At 67.6% G+C, this 15,774-nt stretch carries 14 protein-coding genes and 2 pseudogenes; 9 read left to right on the top strand and 7 right to left on the bottom strand.

Annotation, left to right across the window (positions count from 1 at the left end):
- Positions 1-431: 431 nt before the first annotated feature.
- Positions 432-677 (bottom strand): hypothetical protein, encoded by a 246-nt coding sequence (locus BM286_RS07775; RefSeq protein ID WP_092920994.1) that lies wholly within the window; start codon positions 675-677, stop codon positions 432-434.
- A gap of 622 nt (positions 678-1,299) precedes the next feature.
- Between BM286_RS07775 and BM286_RS07770 the strand changes: the two genes are divergently transcribed.
- Positions 1,300-1,506: a hypothetical protein gene (locus BM286_RS07770; RefSeq protein ID WP_092920993.1), complete on the top strand. Its 207-nt coding sequence runs from the start codon at positions 1,300-1,302 to the stop codon at positions 1,504-1,506.
- A gap of 194 nt (positions 1,507-1,700) precedes the next feature.
- Here the strand turns inward: BM286_RS07770 and BM286_RS15170 are convergent, their stop codons facing one another.
- Positions 1,701-2,486: a hypothetical protein gene (locus BM286_RS15170; RefSeq protein WP_137706740.1), complete on the bottom strand. Its 786-nt coding sequence runs from the start codon at positions 2,484-2,486 to the stop codon at positions 1,701-1,703.
- Positions 2,487-2,949: 463 nt separating this feature from the next.
- Between BM286_RS15170 and BM286_RS07765 the strand changes: the two are divergent.
- Positions 2,950-3,779 (top strand): annotated as a pseudogene (locus BM286_RS07765) (IS5 family transposase).
- 32 nt (positions 3,780-3,811) lie between these two features.
- Here the strand turns inward: BM286_RS07765 and BM286_RS15995 are convergent.
- Together BM286_RS15995 and BM286_RS07755 are read right to left on the bottom strand one after the other, a co-directional pair.
- Positions 3,812-3,928, bottom strand: a pseudogene (locus BM286_RS15995) (twitching motility protein PilT); the annotation flags it as partial.
- Positions 3,925-4,293: a UPF0175 family protein gene (locus tag BM286_RS07755; RefSeq protein ID WP_092920992.1), complete on the bottom strand. Its 369-nt coding sequence runs from the start codon at positions 4,291-4,293 to the stop codon at positions 3,925-3,927. The gene BM286_RS07755 and the pseudogene BM286_RS15995, both read right to left, overlap by 4 nt.
- A 308-nt stretch (positions 4,294-4,601) precedes the next feature.
- On the opposite strand from BM286_RS07755, the gene BM286_RS07750 reads away from it, so the two are divergent.
- The 5 genes from BM286_RS07750 to BM286_RS07730 all read left to right on the top strand — a co-directional run bounded on the left by BM286_RS07750 (position 4,602) and on the right by BM286_RS07730 (position 9,572).
- The gene (locus tag BM286_RS07750; protein ID WP_167603356.1) at positions 4,602-6,173 is read left to right on the top strand and encodes an outer membrane protein assembly factor BamB family protein; all 1,572 of its coding nucleotides are present in this window, start codon (positions 4,602-4,604) and stop codon (positions 6,171-6,173) included.
- A gap of 63 nt (positions 6,174-6,236) precedes the next feature.
- Positions 6,237-7,088: a lipoate--protein ligase family protein gene (locus tag BM286_RS07745; RefSeq protein WP_092920990.1), complete on the top strand. Its 852-nt coding sequence runs from the start codon at positions 6,237-6,239 to the stop codon at positions 7,086-7,088.
- A 74-nt stretch (positions 7,089-7,162) separates the two neighbouring features.
- Positions 7,163-7,999: a deoxyribonuclease IV gene (locus BM286_RS07740; RefSeq protein ID WP_092920989.1), complete on the top strand. Its 837-nt coding sequence runs from the start codon at positions 7,163-7,165 to the stop codon at positions 7,997-7,999.
- 93 nt (positions 8,000-8,092) lie between these two features.
- Positions 8,093-8,593 carry a hypothetical protein gene (locus BM286_RS07735; protein WP_092920988.1) on the top strand — a complete coding sequence of 167 codons (501 nt, stop codon included), beginning with the start codon at positions 8,093-8,095 and terminating at the stop codon, positions 8,591-8,593.
- Between the two features lie 70 nt (positions 8,594-8,663).
- On the top strand, positions 8,664-9,572 hold the full coding sequence (locus tag BM286_RS07730) for a class I SAM-dependent methyltransferase (RefSeq protein ID WP_092920987.1): 909 nt from the start codon (positions 8,664-8,666) through the stop codon (positions 9,570-9,572).
- A 571-nt stretch (positions 9,573-10,143) separates the two neighbouring features.
- Here BM286_RS07730 and BM286_RS07725 read toward each other — a convergent pair.
- Entirely contained in the window at positions 10,144-10,788 is a 645-nt protein-coding gene (locus BM286_RS07725; protein WP_092920986.1) for a DUF7095 family protein, read from the bottom strand.
- 120 nt (positions 10,789-10,908) lie between these two features.
- A complete protein-coding gene (gene polX / locus BM286_RS07720; RefSeq protein WP_092920985.1) occupies positions 10,909-12,693 on the bottom strand; it encodes a DNA polymerase/3'-5' exonuclease PolX in 1,785 nt (594 codons plus the stop codon).
- 27 nt (positions 12,694-12,720) lie between these two features.
- Here polX and BM286_RS07715 point away from each other — a divergent pair, with 27 nt between their 5' ends.
- Positions 12,721-13,167, top strand: coding sequence for a DUF2237 family protein (locus BM286_RS07715; protein WP_092920984.1), 447 nt, complete (start codon positions 12,721-12,723; stop codon positions 13,165-13,167).
- A gap of 72 nt (positions 13,168-13,239) precedes the next feature.
- The gene (locus tag BM286_RS07710; protein WP_092920983.1) at positions 13,240-14,259 is read left to right on the top strand and encodes a hypothetical protein; all 1,020 of its coding nucleotides are present in this window, start codon (positions 13,240-13,242) and stop codon (positions 14,257-14,259) included.
- Between the two features lie 72 nt (positions 14,260-14,331).
- Here BM286_RS07710 and BM286_RS07705 read toward each other — a convergent pair whose 3' ends face one another.
- On the bottom strand, positions 14,332-15,561 hold the full coding sequence (locus tag BM286_RS07705; protein ID WP_092920982.1) for an MFS transporter: 1,230 nt from the start codon (positions 15,559-15,561) through the stop codon (positions 14,332-14,334).
- Between the last annotated feature and the right edge of the window lie 213 nt (positions 15,562-15,774).

The following is a 15,774-nucleotide window of genomic DNA, read 5'->3' as shown; positions in this document are numbered from 1 at the left end:
CGGCAGCGCCACGTCCGGTGGCGGAACGGGAGGAGGTTCACGAAAACAACCGAGGCGACCGCACCTGTGAATTACCTTGATAATCACAAGCCCACACCGGGACATACGGAGCGGAACGGATGTCTATTGAACCGAAAGTGATGTGTTTCTCTTGGAGATCTCATCCATCGGTAATTCCGCCTTCGAATTCGTCACTGAGGTGCGATTCAACTTCGTAGCGGGGAGCCAAGTGGTCAGCCGTCACGATCCGATAGCCGTCTGATCGACTCGCACTGTGTATGTAGCAGTGCCGTTTCGAACTTCCCATCCTCTGTCAGCAGCGGTAAGACCGATTGAAAAGATAGATTTGCGGAACCAGTACAGACAGTCAGAGCTGAACCGACTGTCACTGATTATTGACTCTTGGCGTCGCGTCCTCGGGGCGCAAATCCTCACTCCGACATCGCTGTACCAGTCCACAACTTAATAACTGCGAGCGTACCGAGGTCGGCGACGAGGAGCACCACGATAGCAGCGATTGGTGTGCCGGCGCCCAGTCCCTTGGCGACGAGGTAGACAGCGACGAACACGGCAGTCACGACAGCACAGGCCACGAGCGCCCACGCAACCACCAGCGGGGGTTCGTACTGGTGCGGCCAGCGGTCGTAGAGTTGCGGGACGCCGACCCCGAGTGTCATCAGCACGAGGAAGCTGGCCTCGAACCCGCTGTCCAGCCAGTGCTGGACGCTGTAGGCGGTCGGAAGAGCAACGACGATGGCAGCGAGGAGGACTGGAGTCTCTGGGCCGAATAGCCATCCCTCGTTCGTTCGAGGACGCCAGACACGTCCGGCTCAAGGGGACGGAAGTAATAAAATCTCGTCGCCGCCCCGGCCGCCTGAGCTACCTCCCGGGATGCCCCCCAGTCGAAGGACTGTAAGATTCGCTTTCGAATTGAGCAAGTATCGTCCCCGAAACTTCTTAGTAACTGCTGGTTTGGCACCTTGCCATGGAATCAAGGGACTACGCCATCCTGTTCGTGCTTGACGTGATTGCAACCGTAGTTGCTATTCTTGTGTACATTGGTATTGGCGGCTCATTCTAATCAGCTAGCGAAATTGCTCTTGGGCAAGCGATTGTTGGTGGGGGACTGTCTTACGGTTACGTCACAGCCTTGAACTGAGTAACTTAAGACCGACGCGGTTGTCACGAGCGAATCCGCCGATCATCTGCCCCGAACCACCCCGCTCCATGACGACCAGCGATCCGCTACGGAGGAGCGATCGTTATATTCAATGTGATCTCAATCTGGTGCCAGTATAAATGATAGATGCCCTCCGAAATCAGTTCGAGAAGGAAGACACTGAGACGCTGGTCGTTGCTGGGATGGCACTGTCAGTCACCGGGAGCGCGGTGTGGGTAAGTGCCAGCGACGAACGAATCAGTAGCATTCTGGGTATCAGTATAAGTGCCCTGGGTGTCGCGGTGCTACTCGCCACTGTCGTCTGGGGTACCAGTGAAGAGGTCTGACCAACAATCTGCTACCCAAAAGCGAGCGAAATAGATGCGGCAAAGAACGGATGTGAGAACACTTCTCAGACACTTTAGTAATGCCTGGGCCTAACGAACCACGAATGTTCCACGTCGGGGTGATGGCATCGTAGATTGTAGCGAAGGCTATGGTCCATCGGTCGACTGCTTGTGGCCGGTTGGGATCTCCGCTGCTATGCTGTTGTAATCCCTTCCGGGAGGTCAATCACGGACACGTCGAACGTTTCGCGCCCATCGACGCGTACCGTCCGGCCGAGCGGCCCTGACTGTGAAGCTTGTACCTCGAACCCGCAATGTAGTTCGCTGGGCAGCGTAGCATCATACGGCTGGAATCGGCCTTCCACGATGATCGTGCCGTCCTCGTGTACATCAGGAGCTTGCACAGCAAGTTCTCGCACAGCACCGGTGTAGCCGTACGTGGTGCGGATGTCGGGCCACTGAGGCGGTTGCACGAACGCTCGGAGCCCCGCCGCCCCATCATAAGTGCGCGGGACCCCGATGTAAAACCGGAACGAGTCTGCCTGATATCCCTGATAGGATTCTCCGGCAGCGAGGTCTGCGACAGTCGAGTTCAACCTGAACTGCAGGGCAGGAATCACCGAGTCCGCATCCACGGCCATGTTGAACACTTGAAACCGGATTGCCGCGTAGCCGATCCCTTCGAACCCCTGATCGCTCTCGGCGGCACTAGCGGGGTAGGCCCAGATCAGGGTGTTCCCGTCACGGGTGGTTCTGGAGTCAACGCTCGCGGCCTTGCCCGGGAGTCGAGCGGTACAGCCAGCGAGGCTGACACTCGCAGTGGCGGTTACTCCGGCAAGAAAGCGCCGCCGAGAAACCGTCCGGGTGGGAGTCGTCGGACCGACCTGGTCAGCGGTGCCAGATGATGACTCGTCCTCGCTGGCGTAGTCCTCAGAAGAGGAATTTGATGAGCGGTGGCTGTGGAGGGGACCAAGCGGCATACCCGCAGTTCAAACGTGAACCACTCGTATGTTATGGCTGGACTCGATCCTCAGAGAGACAGCCTGAGGAGTCATGTTCGGGGGAGAGCCATCGACGTTTCCAGCGAGGATCGATTGCGAGACCCGCGCGTTGTATCTTACACGGCTCCGAGAACATATACCGTATCTGGTAGAAATCACAGCAGTAGCTACGCACATACACTGAGCAGTTGTTTCACTCGCGAGATTAGAGAAGAAAATCTGATACATCGTGCCCGCTTCCAGTGCTGCTGAATAGTTGTAATTGTACAATCTGCAAGCCCACTGTTTTGATTTAGCACCGAAAATGCCAATAGCGGCGAGTGTATTCGTCGCTATACCACTGATCGAGCGAGAGGATTTCGACGAGACTGCTCTGTTGAATCCGCAGAAGGCGGCGGAATAGCGTCGCTCTGAAGGTGGAAGCGAAGCGGAAGAGCCGAATGTGTCCAAACCACTCTTCCGCTTCGTTAAGCAAGCCGTGTCGCTGGCTCAAAAGCGCTGTGCCGCCAGTCCAACGGCGGTGAGTGATCCGACTGGCAACGGATTTCCCGGGTGGAAGCATGTGACGCTCCACTTTTTGCGGGTTCACATGGATGCGACGTACCGCGAGATCGTGGATTGGGCGAGTGAAATGGATCGTGTTCGTGGTCTGTTACAGCTCGCTCGAACGGCATCTCCCGCACCCTCAACGCTGTACCGGTCGTTTGAGAGGGTGCCCATGTCGATATGGCGCGGCTTCCTTCGAGAGTCCGCGACCATCTGCGATCCGGGCTCGCACAGAGCCGTCGATGCCACGTTCTTCGACCGAGAAACGGCATCGAAACACTACCAACACCGCTCGGATCGCCACATACGCACGCCCAAAACGACGGCACTCGTCGAGACAGACTCGTGTGCCATCCTCGATCTTCACTGCTCGGCACACTGGCCGCACGACACACAAACTGGCCGTCGAGTCGCTCTTCGCAACGCCGAGAAAATCGAGAGTCTCGCCGGCGACAAAGGCTATGACGACCAATCTCTCCGGGACGCACTCCGATCAGAGGGCGTCCGGCCCCTGCTGCGGCACCGGCTGTTCGCTGCGTACGATCACGCGCACAACGCGCGGTTGGACAGCGAATTATACGGCCAGCGCTGGATGGCCGAGACTGCCTTTTCGGCCATCAAGCGTCGGTTCGGCCCCGCTGTCCACCCTCGCCGTGGTACCGCGAGTTCCGCGAACTCGTGGTGACCGCCGCAGTCTACAACCTCGAACAGGCTCTCAAACAGTGACCCCGATGCCGTCATCGGATTCAAAAAAGCAGTACTGTACAAATTCCCGAGAGTCCGGCCACCACCCACAACTGGTCGATGTAGGCAAAGTTCGATAGAACAGTCGTATTGAGAACGCTCGGGTCCGCTGGAATATCGGCAGTCGTCATTGCGAGTCCGATAGCCCGTCACCAGCAGGCTCATCACCGAATTCGAGTTCCGTCGCCGCCTCCGCTTCGTAGGCCGCATCCTCCTCACCTGCGAGCCCGAGCCGAAGTTCCACACCGTGTTCACGGAGGATGTCGCGCATCGTCCAGCGATCGACATCAGCGAGTCTGGCTGCGTCACCGAGAGTGATCCGCTCGCGTTCATAGAGAGCGACCGCAGCTGCTATCCGCTCGTTTTCGTGGTCCTCGAAGTACTCACGCACGAATTCACGCAACGCATCACTCTTGCCTCCAAACACGCCAGCCTCAACCGCACCCTCGATGAGGAGATCGAGATCGTCTGGATAGGAGCCGGTGATTCGAGCCATCGTTCTATCTCAGGCTACGGCTTCATACTATTTATGAACTGCGCCGGAATGCCATATACATTGAGACGACCAGTCTCAACTTCTGCGGACCGCGGCGTTCGCGGTGCTCTCCGTATCCCGGCGCCGTCGCGCTATGCGGCCTCGTCCACGACGACATTTTATCAAGCACGTGTCCGTTCGTGGCGTATGGGAATCACAACCGTAGCGTCGCTCCGCGCTTCGATCAGATGACCCTCGAGGCGCAGTGGAACCACAGGCTCGCCGGATCCGTGGCAGACGTCCGATACTGTTCCTGCGGTCTCGTGTGCGTGATCGAGTCGTCTGGGTCGGGGAACCCGACCGCCAGGATATTTGCCGTCGATACCGGCACAGAACGCGGGAACCTCGTACTCGACGGAGAGTTCCGCAGTGCGAGCTACCGCGAGTCACCGGGACTGCTCTTCGTCACGACCCGGAACGGTCGAGTGTACGCGATAGCGCCCGAGACCGGAGAGACGCGCTGGACCGCGGCCGGTTCGCGGGTCGCGGCCGCGACCGACGACGTCGTCTACGCGTTCGACGGCGCGACCCTGCGAGCGATCCGGGTCAGCGACGGGACTCGCGAGTGGTCCAGCGCGCTACCCGGCCCGGTCACTCGCGTGTCCGAACTCGACGACGCCGGCGACCGACTCGGCGTCACCGTTGGCAAACCCCGCGACTACACGCTCGTGGGCGTCGACGCGGCGACGGGCGCGGAACGCTTCCGTCACCGCGCGAGCGACGTGAGCGGCTACCACATCGACGGCGAGGCGATCCTCGCGATCGTCGCGGACGACCACTTCACGGAGAGCGTCCGTCGGATCGACGGGCGAACGGGCGCGGAGCGGTGGGCCTACGCGGTCGACGACCCAGTCCGGATCGACGAGTCGAACATCGAGGTGTCTGACGAGGCGATCCACGTGTACGCCGGCGAAGACGCCGGCGTTACCGCGTTGAACCAGGCGACCGGACGCCCGACGGGTGCGCTGGGTGACTCCGGCAACGCAGTCTCCTGCGGCCCGATGCTCTTTTCAGCACCGGCCGACGGTGAACCGGGGGAACTCGACGCGGTCGATCCCGAGACCGGGGAGCGCTCGTGGCGGCTGACGGCGGACGGCGAACTGACCGGAGCGGCGTTCGACGGCGAGTCGGGCGACTTCTTTTTCGCCGACTTCGGCGACGAGGCGGGGAGCGTGTACAGGGTCGACGGCGCCGCGGGAACGGTCCGGTGGCGGTGTCCGATCGGCGGGAACGTGAATTCGCTCCGCGTCGACGCAGACCCGCTCGTCGCCGCGAACTCGCTTCACCCGATGATGCGAGACATGTTCGCCGCCGAGGGCACCGCCGACGATAGCGTGTACGCGATCGATCGCCGGGACGGCCGAGCCGAGTGGAGCTTCTCCGCCGAGGGGCTCGTCGTCAGCGGTGCGACCGCCCGGTTCGTGGTCGTGAGCGGCGAGGGGTCGCTCTACGTGCTCCGGCGTGCCGACGGGAGCGTGGCGCTGGAGCCCGACTACGACAGGTACGAACTCGACGGTGAGACCCTGTTCGTGGTGCGGGGAGCGACGGTGACCGCGTATCCGCTGACGGACTCCCCTCCCGAGCCGCCGACCGACGCTGAGGGCGGCGGCCCACTGCCTGCCGACGACGCCGACCGAGGCGATACTCGACCGCTTCCGTCGGACGGCGGGAAGGACGGATCGACGGACGGAGAGTCGCTCCCGGCACCCGACGACGATCCGGCGGAACCCGCGAAACGTGAGGACACAACTGTTTCGTTCTGTCCCGAGTGCGGCGTCGACCTCGACTCCGAGGCCGACGCGAACTTCTGTGTGGCCTGTGGGGCGAAACTCCCCGAGTGACGGGGACGGCCGTCGTCGGACGCGAGCGCAACCGCTTTCGGCCCGCCACTCCGACACGGGGACATGACCGCGCCCGCCGTCGACTGGCGGCTCATCCGCGAGGAGGCCAGGCCCGGCCCGCTCCAGATGGCGTTAGACGAGGTCGCCGCGGAGACCGCCGCGGCCGGGGGACCGGCGACCGTCCGCACGTACCGCTGGGAGCCGAGCTGTCTCACCCTCGGCCGGCACCAGGCGCCGGAGACGGTCGACTGGGCGTTCTGCGAGCGCGAGGGGATCGACGTCACGCGGCGGCAGACCGGCGGCGGCGGGATCTACCACGACGCTCGCGGCGACATCGCGTACTCGATCGCGGTTCCCGCGGAGACCGTGCCGGGCGAACTGCTCGACTGCTATCACCTGCTGTGTGAGCCGGTCCTCGACGCGTTCGACCGACTCGGGCTCGACGCCGACTACGTCGACGAGCCGCTGCCGGAGCTGTACCGCCCCGCCTGTTACCTCCGGGAGCTCCACCCGGCGCACGACGTGGTGGCCTCCGGGCCGGAAGACGACCGGTCCCGCAAGATCGCCGGCAACGCGCAGTACCGCAAGCGAGAGGCGGTGATCCAGCACGGGTCGCTGACGTTCGCGGTCGACGCGGGGCGACACCTCGGCGTCTTCGACGACCCGCCGGTGACCTCCGAGGCGTTCCGCGAGCGCGTCGTCGGGATGAACGAGTTGGTCGACGTCGACCGCGCGGACGCGGTCTCGGCGATCGAGGCAGCGCTTGCCGACTGGGCGAGCGCGGCGCCCGAGGCGACCGTCGACATGAACGGGTCGTGGACGGACGCGGAGCTGGAGCGAGCCGCGGAGCTCGTCGAGGAGAAGTACCGCGACGAGGAGTGGATCCGAACGCGACCCGGGAGCGGGGGGGCATAGACGGCTTCGGGGGGTATCGTGGGGTGTCCGCCCGGTTCCGAAGGGGCTTTTTTGACCGCCCCACAGTGTCCGGTATGAGTCTCAAGGTCGGCGCGCACGTCTCCATCGCCGGCGGCGTGGACAACGCCGTCGCGAACCAGGTCGAGGTCGGCGGCAACTGCGGACAGATATTCACCCACTCGCCGCAGGTGTGGCAGGACCCGGACATCGACGACGAGGAGGCCGAGCGGTTCCGCGAGGGCACCGAACGCGACATGGAGGGGCCGTGGGTGATCCACACCTCCTACCTCGTGAACCTCTGTACGCCGAAGGAGGGACTCCGCGAGAAGTCGCTCGACTCGATGCAAGCTGAGGTCGACGCGGCCGACAAGCTGGGAATCCCGTACGTCAACGTCCACCTCGGCGCGCACACGGGCGCCGGCGTGGAGGGCGGCCTCGACAACGCCGCGTCGGTGATCGACGACCTCGACGTTCCCGACGGGGTCACGATCCTGATCGAGAGCGACGCGGGCGCGGGGACGAAGCTCGGCGGCGAGTTCGAACACCTCGCCGGGATCATCGACCGCACGGAGACGGACATCGACGTCTGCGTCGATACCGCCCACGCGTTCGCGGCGGGCTACGACCTCTCGACGCCCGAGGCGGTCGACGAGACGGTCGCGGAGTTCGACGACGTGGTCGGCTTAGAGCACCTGAAGTACGTTCACCTCAACGACTCGAAACACGAGTGCGGCACCAACAAGGACGAACACGCCCACATCGGCGAGGGGCACATCGGCGAGGCGGGGATGGAGCGGTTCCTCAACCACCCCGACCTGGCGGACGCGCCGCTCGCCTTAGAGACGCCGACCGAGGACGGGAAGAGCTTCGCGTGGAACATCGACCGGGTGCGCGAGCTCCGCCGCGACTGAGGCGTCCCCGTCCCCGCCGCCGAGTCGCCGTTCTCCCCGAAGACGCCGTCCGTCCGACGCGGATTTAAGTAACCCCGCGAGCGATCCGCGGACATGCCCACCACGGAGGCGTTGCTGTTCGGACGCCGCCGCGTTCGCGCGGTCGGGCTGGTGGTCGGGTTCGCCGGCGCCGTGACGCTCGCGCTCGTCGCCGCGTTCGCCGCCGAGTCGGCGGACGTGACGGCGGCGAGCGCCCTGACCGACCGGCTCCTGCCGCTGCTGGTGTTCTACGCTCCCGGGCCGCTGGCGGCCGCCGGGGCGTACGCGCGCTGCGGGGGACCGGCGTGTCTGGCCGTCGGCGTCATCCCGGCGGTCGTCCTCGGGGGGTTCGTCCTCCTCGGGACGGTCGTCGGGGTCCCGGGCGTCAACGGCGGGAACCCGGCGATCGGCGACGTGACGGTGAGCTTCGCCGCGATCGGACTGAGCAGCGCGTTCGTCGGCTACTGCGCCGGCGTGACCGGCGTCCTCGGCGCCGACCTCCTCGGGTTCGGGAGCGACGACGGCGACGGGGAGGGCGGCGACGAGGACGACGGGAAGAGCCGCGAGGACGAGTGAGGAACGCGCGGGAGGACCGAGCCGCGACCGATCTCCGGACGTTTATTTTCGCTCGCGACGAAGCGGGGCCGTGCGACGCTTCTCCGCCGAATACCTCGAACACACCCGTCGCGGGATGTGGAACGACGGCCGTGATGCCCTCGTCGACCTGGACCTCTCGAGCCGCGAGCGCGTCCTCGACGTCGGCTGCGGAACGGGCGAGCTGACGAGGGTGTTGGCCGCGGAGGCGGACGCGACCGGGGCGGACGGGGCGGACGGGACGGCGGTGGACGCGGAGGCGGACGGGGCGGACGCGGACGGGGCGAGGACGGAGACCGACGCGACCGTGACCGGCGTCGACGCCGACCCGGAACTTCTCTCGGTCGCTCGCGAGGAGGAACTGAGGCCGGAAGCGAGCGGCCGTATCGACTACGTCGCGGGCGACGCGACCCGGCTCCCGGTGGGTGACGATGCGGTCGACCTCTCGGTCTGTCAGGCCCTCCTGATCAACCTCCCGGACCCGGCCGCCGCGGTCCGGGAACTCGCCCGCGTCTCCTCGGACCTCGTCGCCGCCGTCGAGCCGGACAACGCCGACGTGCGGGTGGCCTCGACGGTCGACGCCGAGGAGCGGCTGGAGCGCGAGGCCCGGGAGGCGTACGTCGACGGGGTGGAGACGGACGTCGCGCTCGGCGACCGCGTGCGGGAGGCGTTCGACGCGGCCGGGCTGGTCGACGTGCGAACGCGGCGCTACGTCCACGAGAAGCGGACCGAGCCGCCGTACGCCGAGGCCGCGCTGCGGTCTGCGGCGCGGAAGGCCTCCGGCGCGGGGCTGGCCGACCATCGGGAGGAGCTGGTGGCCGCGACCTCGGAGGCCGCCTACGACGACCTCCGCGGGCGCTGGCGCGAGATGGGTCGGGAGGTCGTCGACGCCATCGGCGCCGAGGCGTACGAGCGCGTCGAGTACGTCCCCTTCGACGTGACCGTCGGACGACTGAAGTGAGGTGTTGGATCTGAATCGGCGCGTCCGCGTGGTTATTTATAAATAGCGAGCGGTAGCGTCAGCAGCATCGGAGACAGTTTATAAATGGATGACGGCGCTGCGGCGAACACCGCCAAAGCCCCAGCCGCTCGCTTATAAACGTTTGACCGTGGATCGGCAGCGGACACCTCCAAAGCCCCAGTCGCGAGAACTCGCGCGACTCGCTGTCGTTCGAAAGGCGCGAAGCGCCTTTCGTGATGTCGTCAGAACGCGGAGCGTTCTGACTGCTAGCCAGAAATCTCCGATTTCTGGCGATGACGAGACGCCTTCGGCGTCTCGAACCACGCTCCTCACTCGGTCGCTCCGCTCCCTCGTTCCGGTGCTTACGTCGTCGTGCTTCGTTCTCGCGACTGCCCCTTCGAGTCCCGCCCCGCACCACGCAGCACCGCACCTCACGCCTCCCCAGCCTCGTCGGTCGCCGTCGCTTCGCTCGGCGACCGACTCCCTCGCGGGCGGTTCGCGGCCGCCGGTGGCGGCCGCTCACCGGCGCGCCACCGCGGTTATTTATAAATAGCGTCGCGGCGCGTCCGAGTCACACCATATCGCCGCGCACCGAGGCGCCCTCCTGCTCGGCGCGCTGTTGTTTGAGGACGTCCGCGGCCGCGTTCGCGGCGTCCTCGTCGGCGCCGAGCATCCCGAGCGCGGCGGGCAGCGTCGGCATCGCGAGCGAGGCCTCGCGGAGGCGGTCGAACGCCTCGTCGTCGCGCTCGCCGTCGACCCACAGGCAGACCCCGCGCGGGTCGAGCACCTCCTCGTAGGCGTCGCGGGCGAGCGCCCCCGTCAGGCGCTGGCGGACGTTGTCCTCGAACCCGGCGTTACACACCTCCAGGTGGATCGGCTCGTGGTCCTCCACCAGCTCGGCCGCGAGACACTTCTCGGGCGCCGCGTACCCGTTGTCGCTCGTGCGCACGCGGTCTGGGTTCGCCTCGGCCCACGCTGCGTCGACCGTGGTGCCGACGCCTTTCACCCCGTACTCGGCCTCGAACGCGGCGGCCGCGTCGGCGTCGCCGCCCATGATCACGTCCTTCGTGAGGTAGATGTCGAGGCGGTCGACCGGGTCGAGGCCGAGCGCGACGTCCCCGAACGCCCACACCTCGCGGACGGGCACCGGCATCGGCTCGTCCGCGACGCGGTCGACGAGCGACTCCAAGCGATCGACGGCCCGTTCGCGTTCCATTAGCGGCGAGTAGACGGCGGGCGGGCAAACCGGTTACGGAGAATCGAGGAGAAGGCCTCGCGCTTTAGCGCGGGGAGGATGTCAAGCTCGGGCGGGCGGCGTCCGGGACCGGTCCGTCGGCTACAGGATAAACGACCGGAGGCCGTTGAGCGATCGCGCGTTGAGCACGGTCGACGTCTCGGCCCAGCCCCGCCGCGCGGTGTGGATCCCGTACCGGGCGTTGTCGAGTTCGCGGGGCGCGTGCGCGTCGGTGTCGATCGCGATCGTCGCCCCCGCCTCGATCGCGGCCCGAACGAACTCGCCGTCGGCGTCGAGTCGAGCGGGGTTCGCGTTCACCTCGACGGCGGTCCCGTTCGCGGCGGCCGCCTCGGCGACCGCCCCGACGTCCGGATCGAGCCCCGGCCGCTCGTTGATGAGGCGGCCGGTCGGATGACCGAGGATATCGACGTGCGGGTGTTCGACCGCCCGTATCAGGCGCTCGGTGGCCGCCTCGCCGTCCTGCCCGAGCGCGGCGTGCGGCGACGCGACGACGATGTCGAGGGCGGCGAGGACCTCGTCGTCGGTCGAGAGGCCGCCGTCGGCGTCGATGTTGGCCTCTATCCCGTGGAGGATCGGGATCTCGACCTCCTCGGCCGCCTCGGCGATCGCCGCGGCCTGTTCCTCGAGGTCGGACTCGTCGAGGCCGACCCCGCCGACCATCCCCGGCCCGGTCGCGTGGTCGGTGACAACGTGGTAGTCGTAGCCGCGCTCCGCGGCCGCCGCCGCCATCTCCGCGATCGAGAAGCCGCCGTCGGACCAGTCGGTGTGGGTGTGGAGGTCGCCGCGGAGGTCGCCCGGCTCGACGAGGAACGGGAGCCGCCCCTCGGCGGCCGCCTCGACCTCGCCGCGGTCCTCGCGCAGCTCCGGCGGGACCGGGTCCATGTCGAGCGCGCGGTAGACCTCGGCCTCCTCGGCGCCCGCGATGCGCTCGCCGGCCCGCGTCGAGTCGGCGTCTTCGGCGTCGCCGTCCGCCGCGTCGTCGACTCCCTCGCCGTCGACGTCGCTCACGTCGAAGAGCCCGTACTCGTTCAGCTTGAGGTCGCGGTCGATCGCTCGGTTGCGCACGGCGACGTTGTGCGCCCGCGACCCGGTGAAGTACTGGAGCGCGGCGCCGAACTCGTCGGGGTCGACGACCCGAAGGTCGACGCGGGTGCCGTCCGCGCGCACGCTCGCCTTCCCGGTGCCCGCCTCGATCGTCGCGTCCGCGGCGTCCCAGTCGGTGAACGCCTCGACGATCGGCTCGCGCTCCTCGCTGGCCACGAGCAGGTCGACGTCACCGATCGTCGGCTTCCACCGCCGGATCGACCCGCACACCTCGACGGACTCGACGGAGTCGAGGGCGGTGAGGGACGCGAGCGCGTCGTCCGCGAGCGGCCGGGCGTCGCCGAGGCGGGTGCGCTCGCGGGCCTCTCGGGCGAACGGGACGTTGTCGAGGATGTTCTGTTCGGTCTTCGCGCCGAAGCCGGACACCTCTTGAATCTCGCCCGCCTCCGCGGCGGCCTCCAGCTCGTCGAGGTCCGAGATACCGAGCGCGTCGTACAGGGAGCCGACCGTCTTCGGACCGACGCCCTCGACCGCGGTCAGCCCGGCCATGTCGACCGGGAGCTCTTCGCGCAGCTCGGTCAGCTCCTCGATCGTCCCGGTCTCGACGTACTCGACGATCTTCGCGGCGATGGCGTCGCCGACGCGGTCGATCTCGGCGACCGCGTCCTCGCCGTCGGCCGCGAGCCCCTCGATCGGCGCGGGGTGGTCGCGGACGTTCTCGGCCGCCCGTCGGTAGGCGGTCGGCTTGTACTCGACGCCCGTCGCCTCGAGGAGGTCAGCGAACTCCTCCAGTCGGGTCGCGACCTCGTCGTTACGGCTCATTGTCGACGGTTCGGCGGCGTCCCACTTATGTCGACGGGGACGGAAGCGGATCGCGTGTCAGCGGACGACGACGCGGACGACCGCGGCGACCGCAACGTGCTCGGCGGCGAGCTGGCCCCCTGCGGCCGCGACCCGACGACCGGCTACCTCCGAGACGGCCACTGCCGCGACGTGGACGGCGACGTCGGAGAGCACACGCTCTGTGCGGTCGTCACGGCCGAGTTCCTGCGATACAGCCGCGAGCGGGGCAACGACCTGATCACGCCTCGTCCCGAGTTCGACTTCCCCGGGCTGGAGCCGGGCGACCGCTGGTGCCTCTGCGTCGGTCGCTGGCTGGAGGCGGCAGAGGACGGCGTCGCCCCGCCCGTCGTCCTCGAGGCCACGGACGAGTCCGTGCTGCGCGCGGTCGACCCCGACCGCCTCCGCGACCGCGAGTTCGACCCGGCGGCGTTCGACCCCGGAACGCTCGACTGAGGAGAGAGCGGACCGCCGTCCGCTCCGGTCAAACCCCGGTGGCTTTTTCGCTCCGGCGCGGGAGCCCGAGACATGACCGAGGCGAGCGACGCGCCGGACGACAGCGTCCGCGAACGCGCCGACCGGAGCCGCGCCGCGCTGTGGCTCCTGCTCGACGCCGACCGCCGGCTCGTCACGGCGATCATCCTCTCGCTCGTGTTCCTCGGGCTGGTCGCGGTCGGGGCCCTCCTCCCCGGCGCCGCCGAGGCCCTCCGCGGCGGCGACTCCGTCGACACGCTGTTTCAGGGGCTCCTCACGGCCACCATCACGGGCGTCACGCTCGTGCTCACCCTGAACCAGCTCGTGCTCTCGCAGGAGCTCGGCGCCGTGGGCGACCAGCGCGAGCGGATGGACGGCGCGATGGAATTCCGAGAGGACGCGGCGGCGGTCCTCGACGAGCCCGTCAGCCCCGCGGAGCCGGCCGCGTTTCTCAGCGCCCTCGTCGAGGCGGCGAGCGACCACGCGACGACCTTCCGCGAGGCCGTCTCGGGCTCGACCGACGAGGATCTGGTGCGGACGACGGACGACCTGACCGAGGCCGTCGTCGAGAACGCGGAACAGACGGTGGCGAAGCTCGACGGGGGCCGGTTCGGTGCGTTCGAGGTGATCGCGGCCGTCCTCGACTTCAACTACTCGTGGAAGCTGTTCGCCGCCCGACGGCTCCGCGAGCGCCACGGGGAGGCGTTGGACGACGAGGGGGCCGCGGCGCTCGACGACCTGATCGGGTCGCTGCGGCTGTTCGGCCCCGCCCGCGAACACTTCAAGACGCTGTACTTCCAGTGGGCGCTGATCGACCTGTCCCGGCGGATCCTCGCGTCGGCCGTTCCGGCGCTGCTGGTTGCGGCGGCGATGGTCGCCTTCTTCGACGCCGGGCGGTACGGGGGAGCGGTTCTCGGCGTCGAGAGCGTCGTGCTTCTGGTCGCGGCCGCGGTCGCCGCCTCGCTCGTCCCGTTCGCGCTGCTGCTCTCGTATATCCTGCGGATCGCGACGGTGACGAAGCGCACCCTCTCCATCGGCCCGTTCATCCTGCGGGAGACGGACGAAGAGGCGTGAGCGGTGAGAGGGCAAGGGGTCCGCGATCTTTGAGTCGGTCGCTCTCGCGGTCCGCGATTCGGTCGCCTTCGCTCACTCCGTGAGCCAGAGGCCGGCGGCGACGACCGCCGCCAGTCCCATCGAGCCGGCGAGCAGCGCGAACGCCGGACGGAAGCCGACCGCGTCGGCGATGACGCCGACCGCGCCGGGCGCGAGCGCGCCGGCGCCCATGAGCAGCGTCCGGACGACGCCGAGCCCTCCGCCGGCGAGTCGCTCCGGGAGCAGTTCCATCAGGTACGCGCTACGCACGGGCTGGAAGCCGTGCGATCCGAGGCCGAAGGCGGCGACGACGACCGCGGCGGCGACGGCACCGAGGCCGAGTCCCGGGAGCGAGACGAGCGCGACGAGCGCCGTCGCCGCCAGCCCGAGCGCCGCGACCATCACGGGGAAGCGACCGACGCGGTCGGAGAGGTCACCGGTGACCAGCTGGACGAACGTCACCGCGAACACCAGCGAGTACAGGAGGTTCGCGGTCGACGTCGCGAGGTCGGCGGCCTCCGAGAGGTACAGGGGAAGGAATGCGACCAGGCCGTTGTGCGCGAACGAGAACCCGACCGTGACCAGCACGAACGCCGAGAACCGCGGGTTCCGGAACAGCCGGAGATACTCTTGCGCCTCCGGCGAGTCGTCGCCGTCGGCGTCGGTCGGACCGGTCGCCGCGGGCGACCCGGAGAGCCGGACCGCGGTCGCGACCGCGAGCCCGACGGCGAGGACGCCGGTGAGCAGGAACGGCGCGCGCCAGTCGGCGCCGGGGAGCCGCGCGAGGACGGCCGCGAGCGCGGGCGGCGCCGAGAGGACGGCGACGACGACGGCGGGCGCGGCGACCCCGCCCATCGCGCCCAGCGTGTCGTGCGCGCCGAGCATCCGCCCGGTCCGCGCGGGGTAGACGCGGGCGATCAGCCGCACCGAGACCGTCTTGTGGACCCCCGTCCCCGCGCCGATGACGACCATCGCGGCGACGAGCGCGGCGAACGGGGCGTCGAAGACGATCGCGAGCGACCCCGCGCCGGCGACGAGCGCGCCCGCGACGATCACCCGGACCGGACCGAGCCGGTCCGCGACCGCGCCGCTCGGGAACTGGAGGAGGGCGTACACGAGCATGAAGCCGGTGAAGGCGGTCCCGACGGTGGCGTTGCTCACGCCGTAGGCCTCCTGGATCGACTCGAACAGCGGCGGGAAGAGGTAGCGAACGAACTTCCCCAGGAACCAGACGAGCGAGACGAGGACCAAGGCGTCGTACTCGCCGATCCGGTCCCGGTCCATCGCCAAGCCGTAGCCCGGTCACCCGTATAAAGGGCCTGAAGCGCTCGGCGGCTGCCGGTAAGGATCGATCTGTCATCTCGATTCCCGCGGTGGCGCGTGCCTGCGAGCGGCCGCCCTCGGCGGCCGCGAGTCAGCACGCGCGAGGGAGTCGCTGGCTCCCGAAGCGAAGCGGAGGGTGCCAGCGACGAGGCTGGGGAGGTGTGAGGTGCCGTG

The sequence above is a fragment of the Halorubrum sodomense genome (assembly GCF_900111935.1).
In the GTDB taxonomy this organism is placed as follows: Archaea; Halobacteriota; Halobacteria; order Halobacteriales; family Haloferacaceae; genus Halorubrum; species Halorubrum sodomense.
This window is presented reverse-complemented; position numbering and strand designations above follow the sequence as displayed.

Bases quoted from the DNA above. Each gene is read 5' to 3' on its own strand.
- polX (WP_092920985.1), bottom strand. From the start codon at position 12,693: ATGAGCCGTAACGACGAGGTCGCGACCCGACTGGAGGAGTTCGCTGAC.
- BM286_RS07770 (WP_092920993.1), top strand. From the start codon at position 1,300: ATGATAGATGCCCTCCGAAATCAGTTCGAGAAGGAAGACACTGAGACG.
- BM286_RS07755 (WP_092920992.1), bottom strand. From the start codon at position 4,293: ATGGCTCGAATCACCGGCTCCTATCCAGACGATCTCGATCTCCTCATC.
- BM286_RS07775 (WP_092920994.1), bottom strand. From the start codon at position 677: ATGACACTCGGGGTCGGCGTCCCGCAACTCTACGACCGCTGGCCGCAC.
- BM286_RS07740 (WP_092920989.1), top strand. From the start codon at position 7,163: ATGAGTCTCAAGGTCGGCGCGCACGTCTCCATCGCCGGCGGCGTGGAC.
- BM286_RS15170 (WP_137706740.1), bottom strand. From the start codon at position 2,486: ATGCCGCTTGGTCCCCTCCACAGCCACCGCTCATCAAATTCCTCTTCT.
- BM286_RS07745 (WP_092920990.1), top strand. From the start codon at position 6,237: ATGACCGCGCCCGCCGTCGACTGGCGGCTCATCCGCGAGGAGGCCAGG.
- BM286_RS07735 (WP_092920988.1), top strand. From the start codon at position 8,093: ATGCCCACCACGGAGGCGTTGCTGTTCGGACGCCGCCGCGTTCGCGCG.
- BM286_RS07715 (WP_092920984.1), top strand. From the start codon at position 12,721: ATGTCGACGGGGACGGAAGCGGATCGCGTGTCAGCGGACGACGACGCG.
- BM286_RS07725 (WP_092920986.1), bottom strand. From the start codon at position 10,788: ATGGAACGCGAACGGGCCGTCGATCGCTTGGAGTCGCTCGTCGACCGC.
- BM286_RS07710 (WP_092920983.1), top strand. From the start codon at position 13,240: ATGACCGAGGCGAGCGACGCGCCGGACGACAGCGTCCGCGAACGCGCC.
- BM286_RS07705 (WP_092920982.1), bottom strand. From the start codon at position 15,561: ATGGACCGGGACCGGATCGGCGAGTACGACGCCTTGGTCCTCGTCTCG.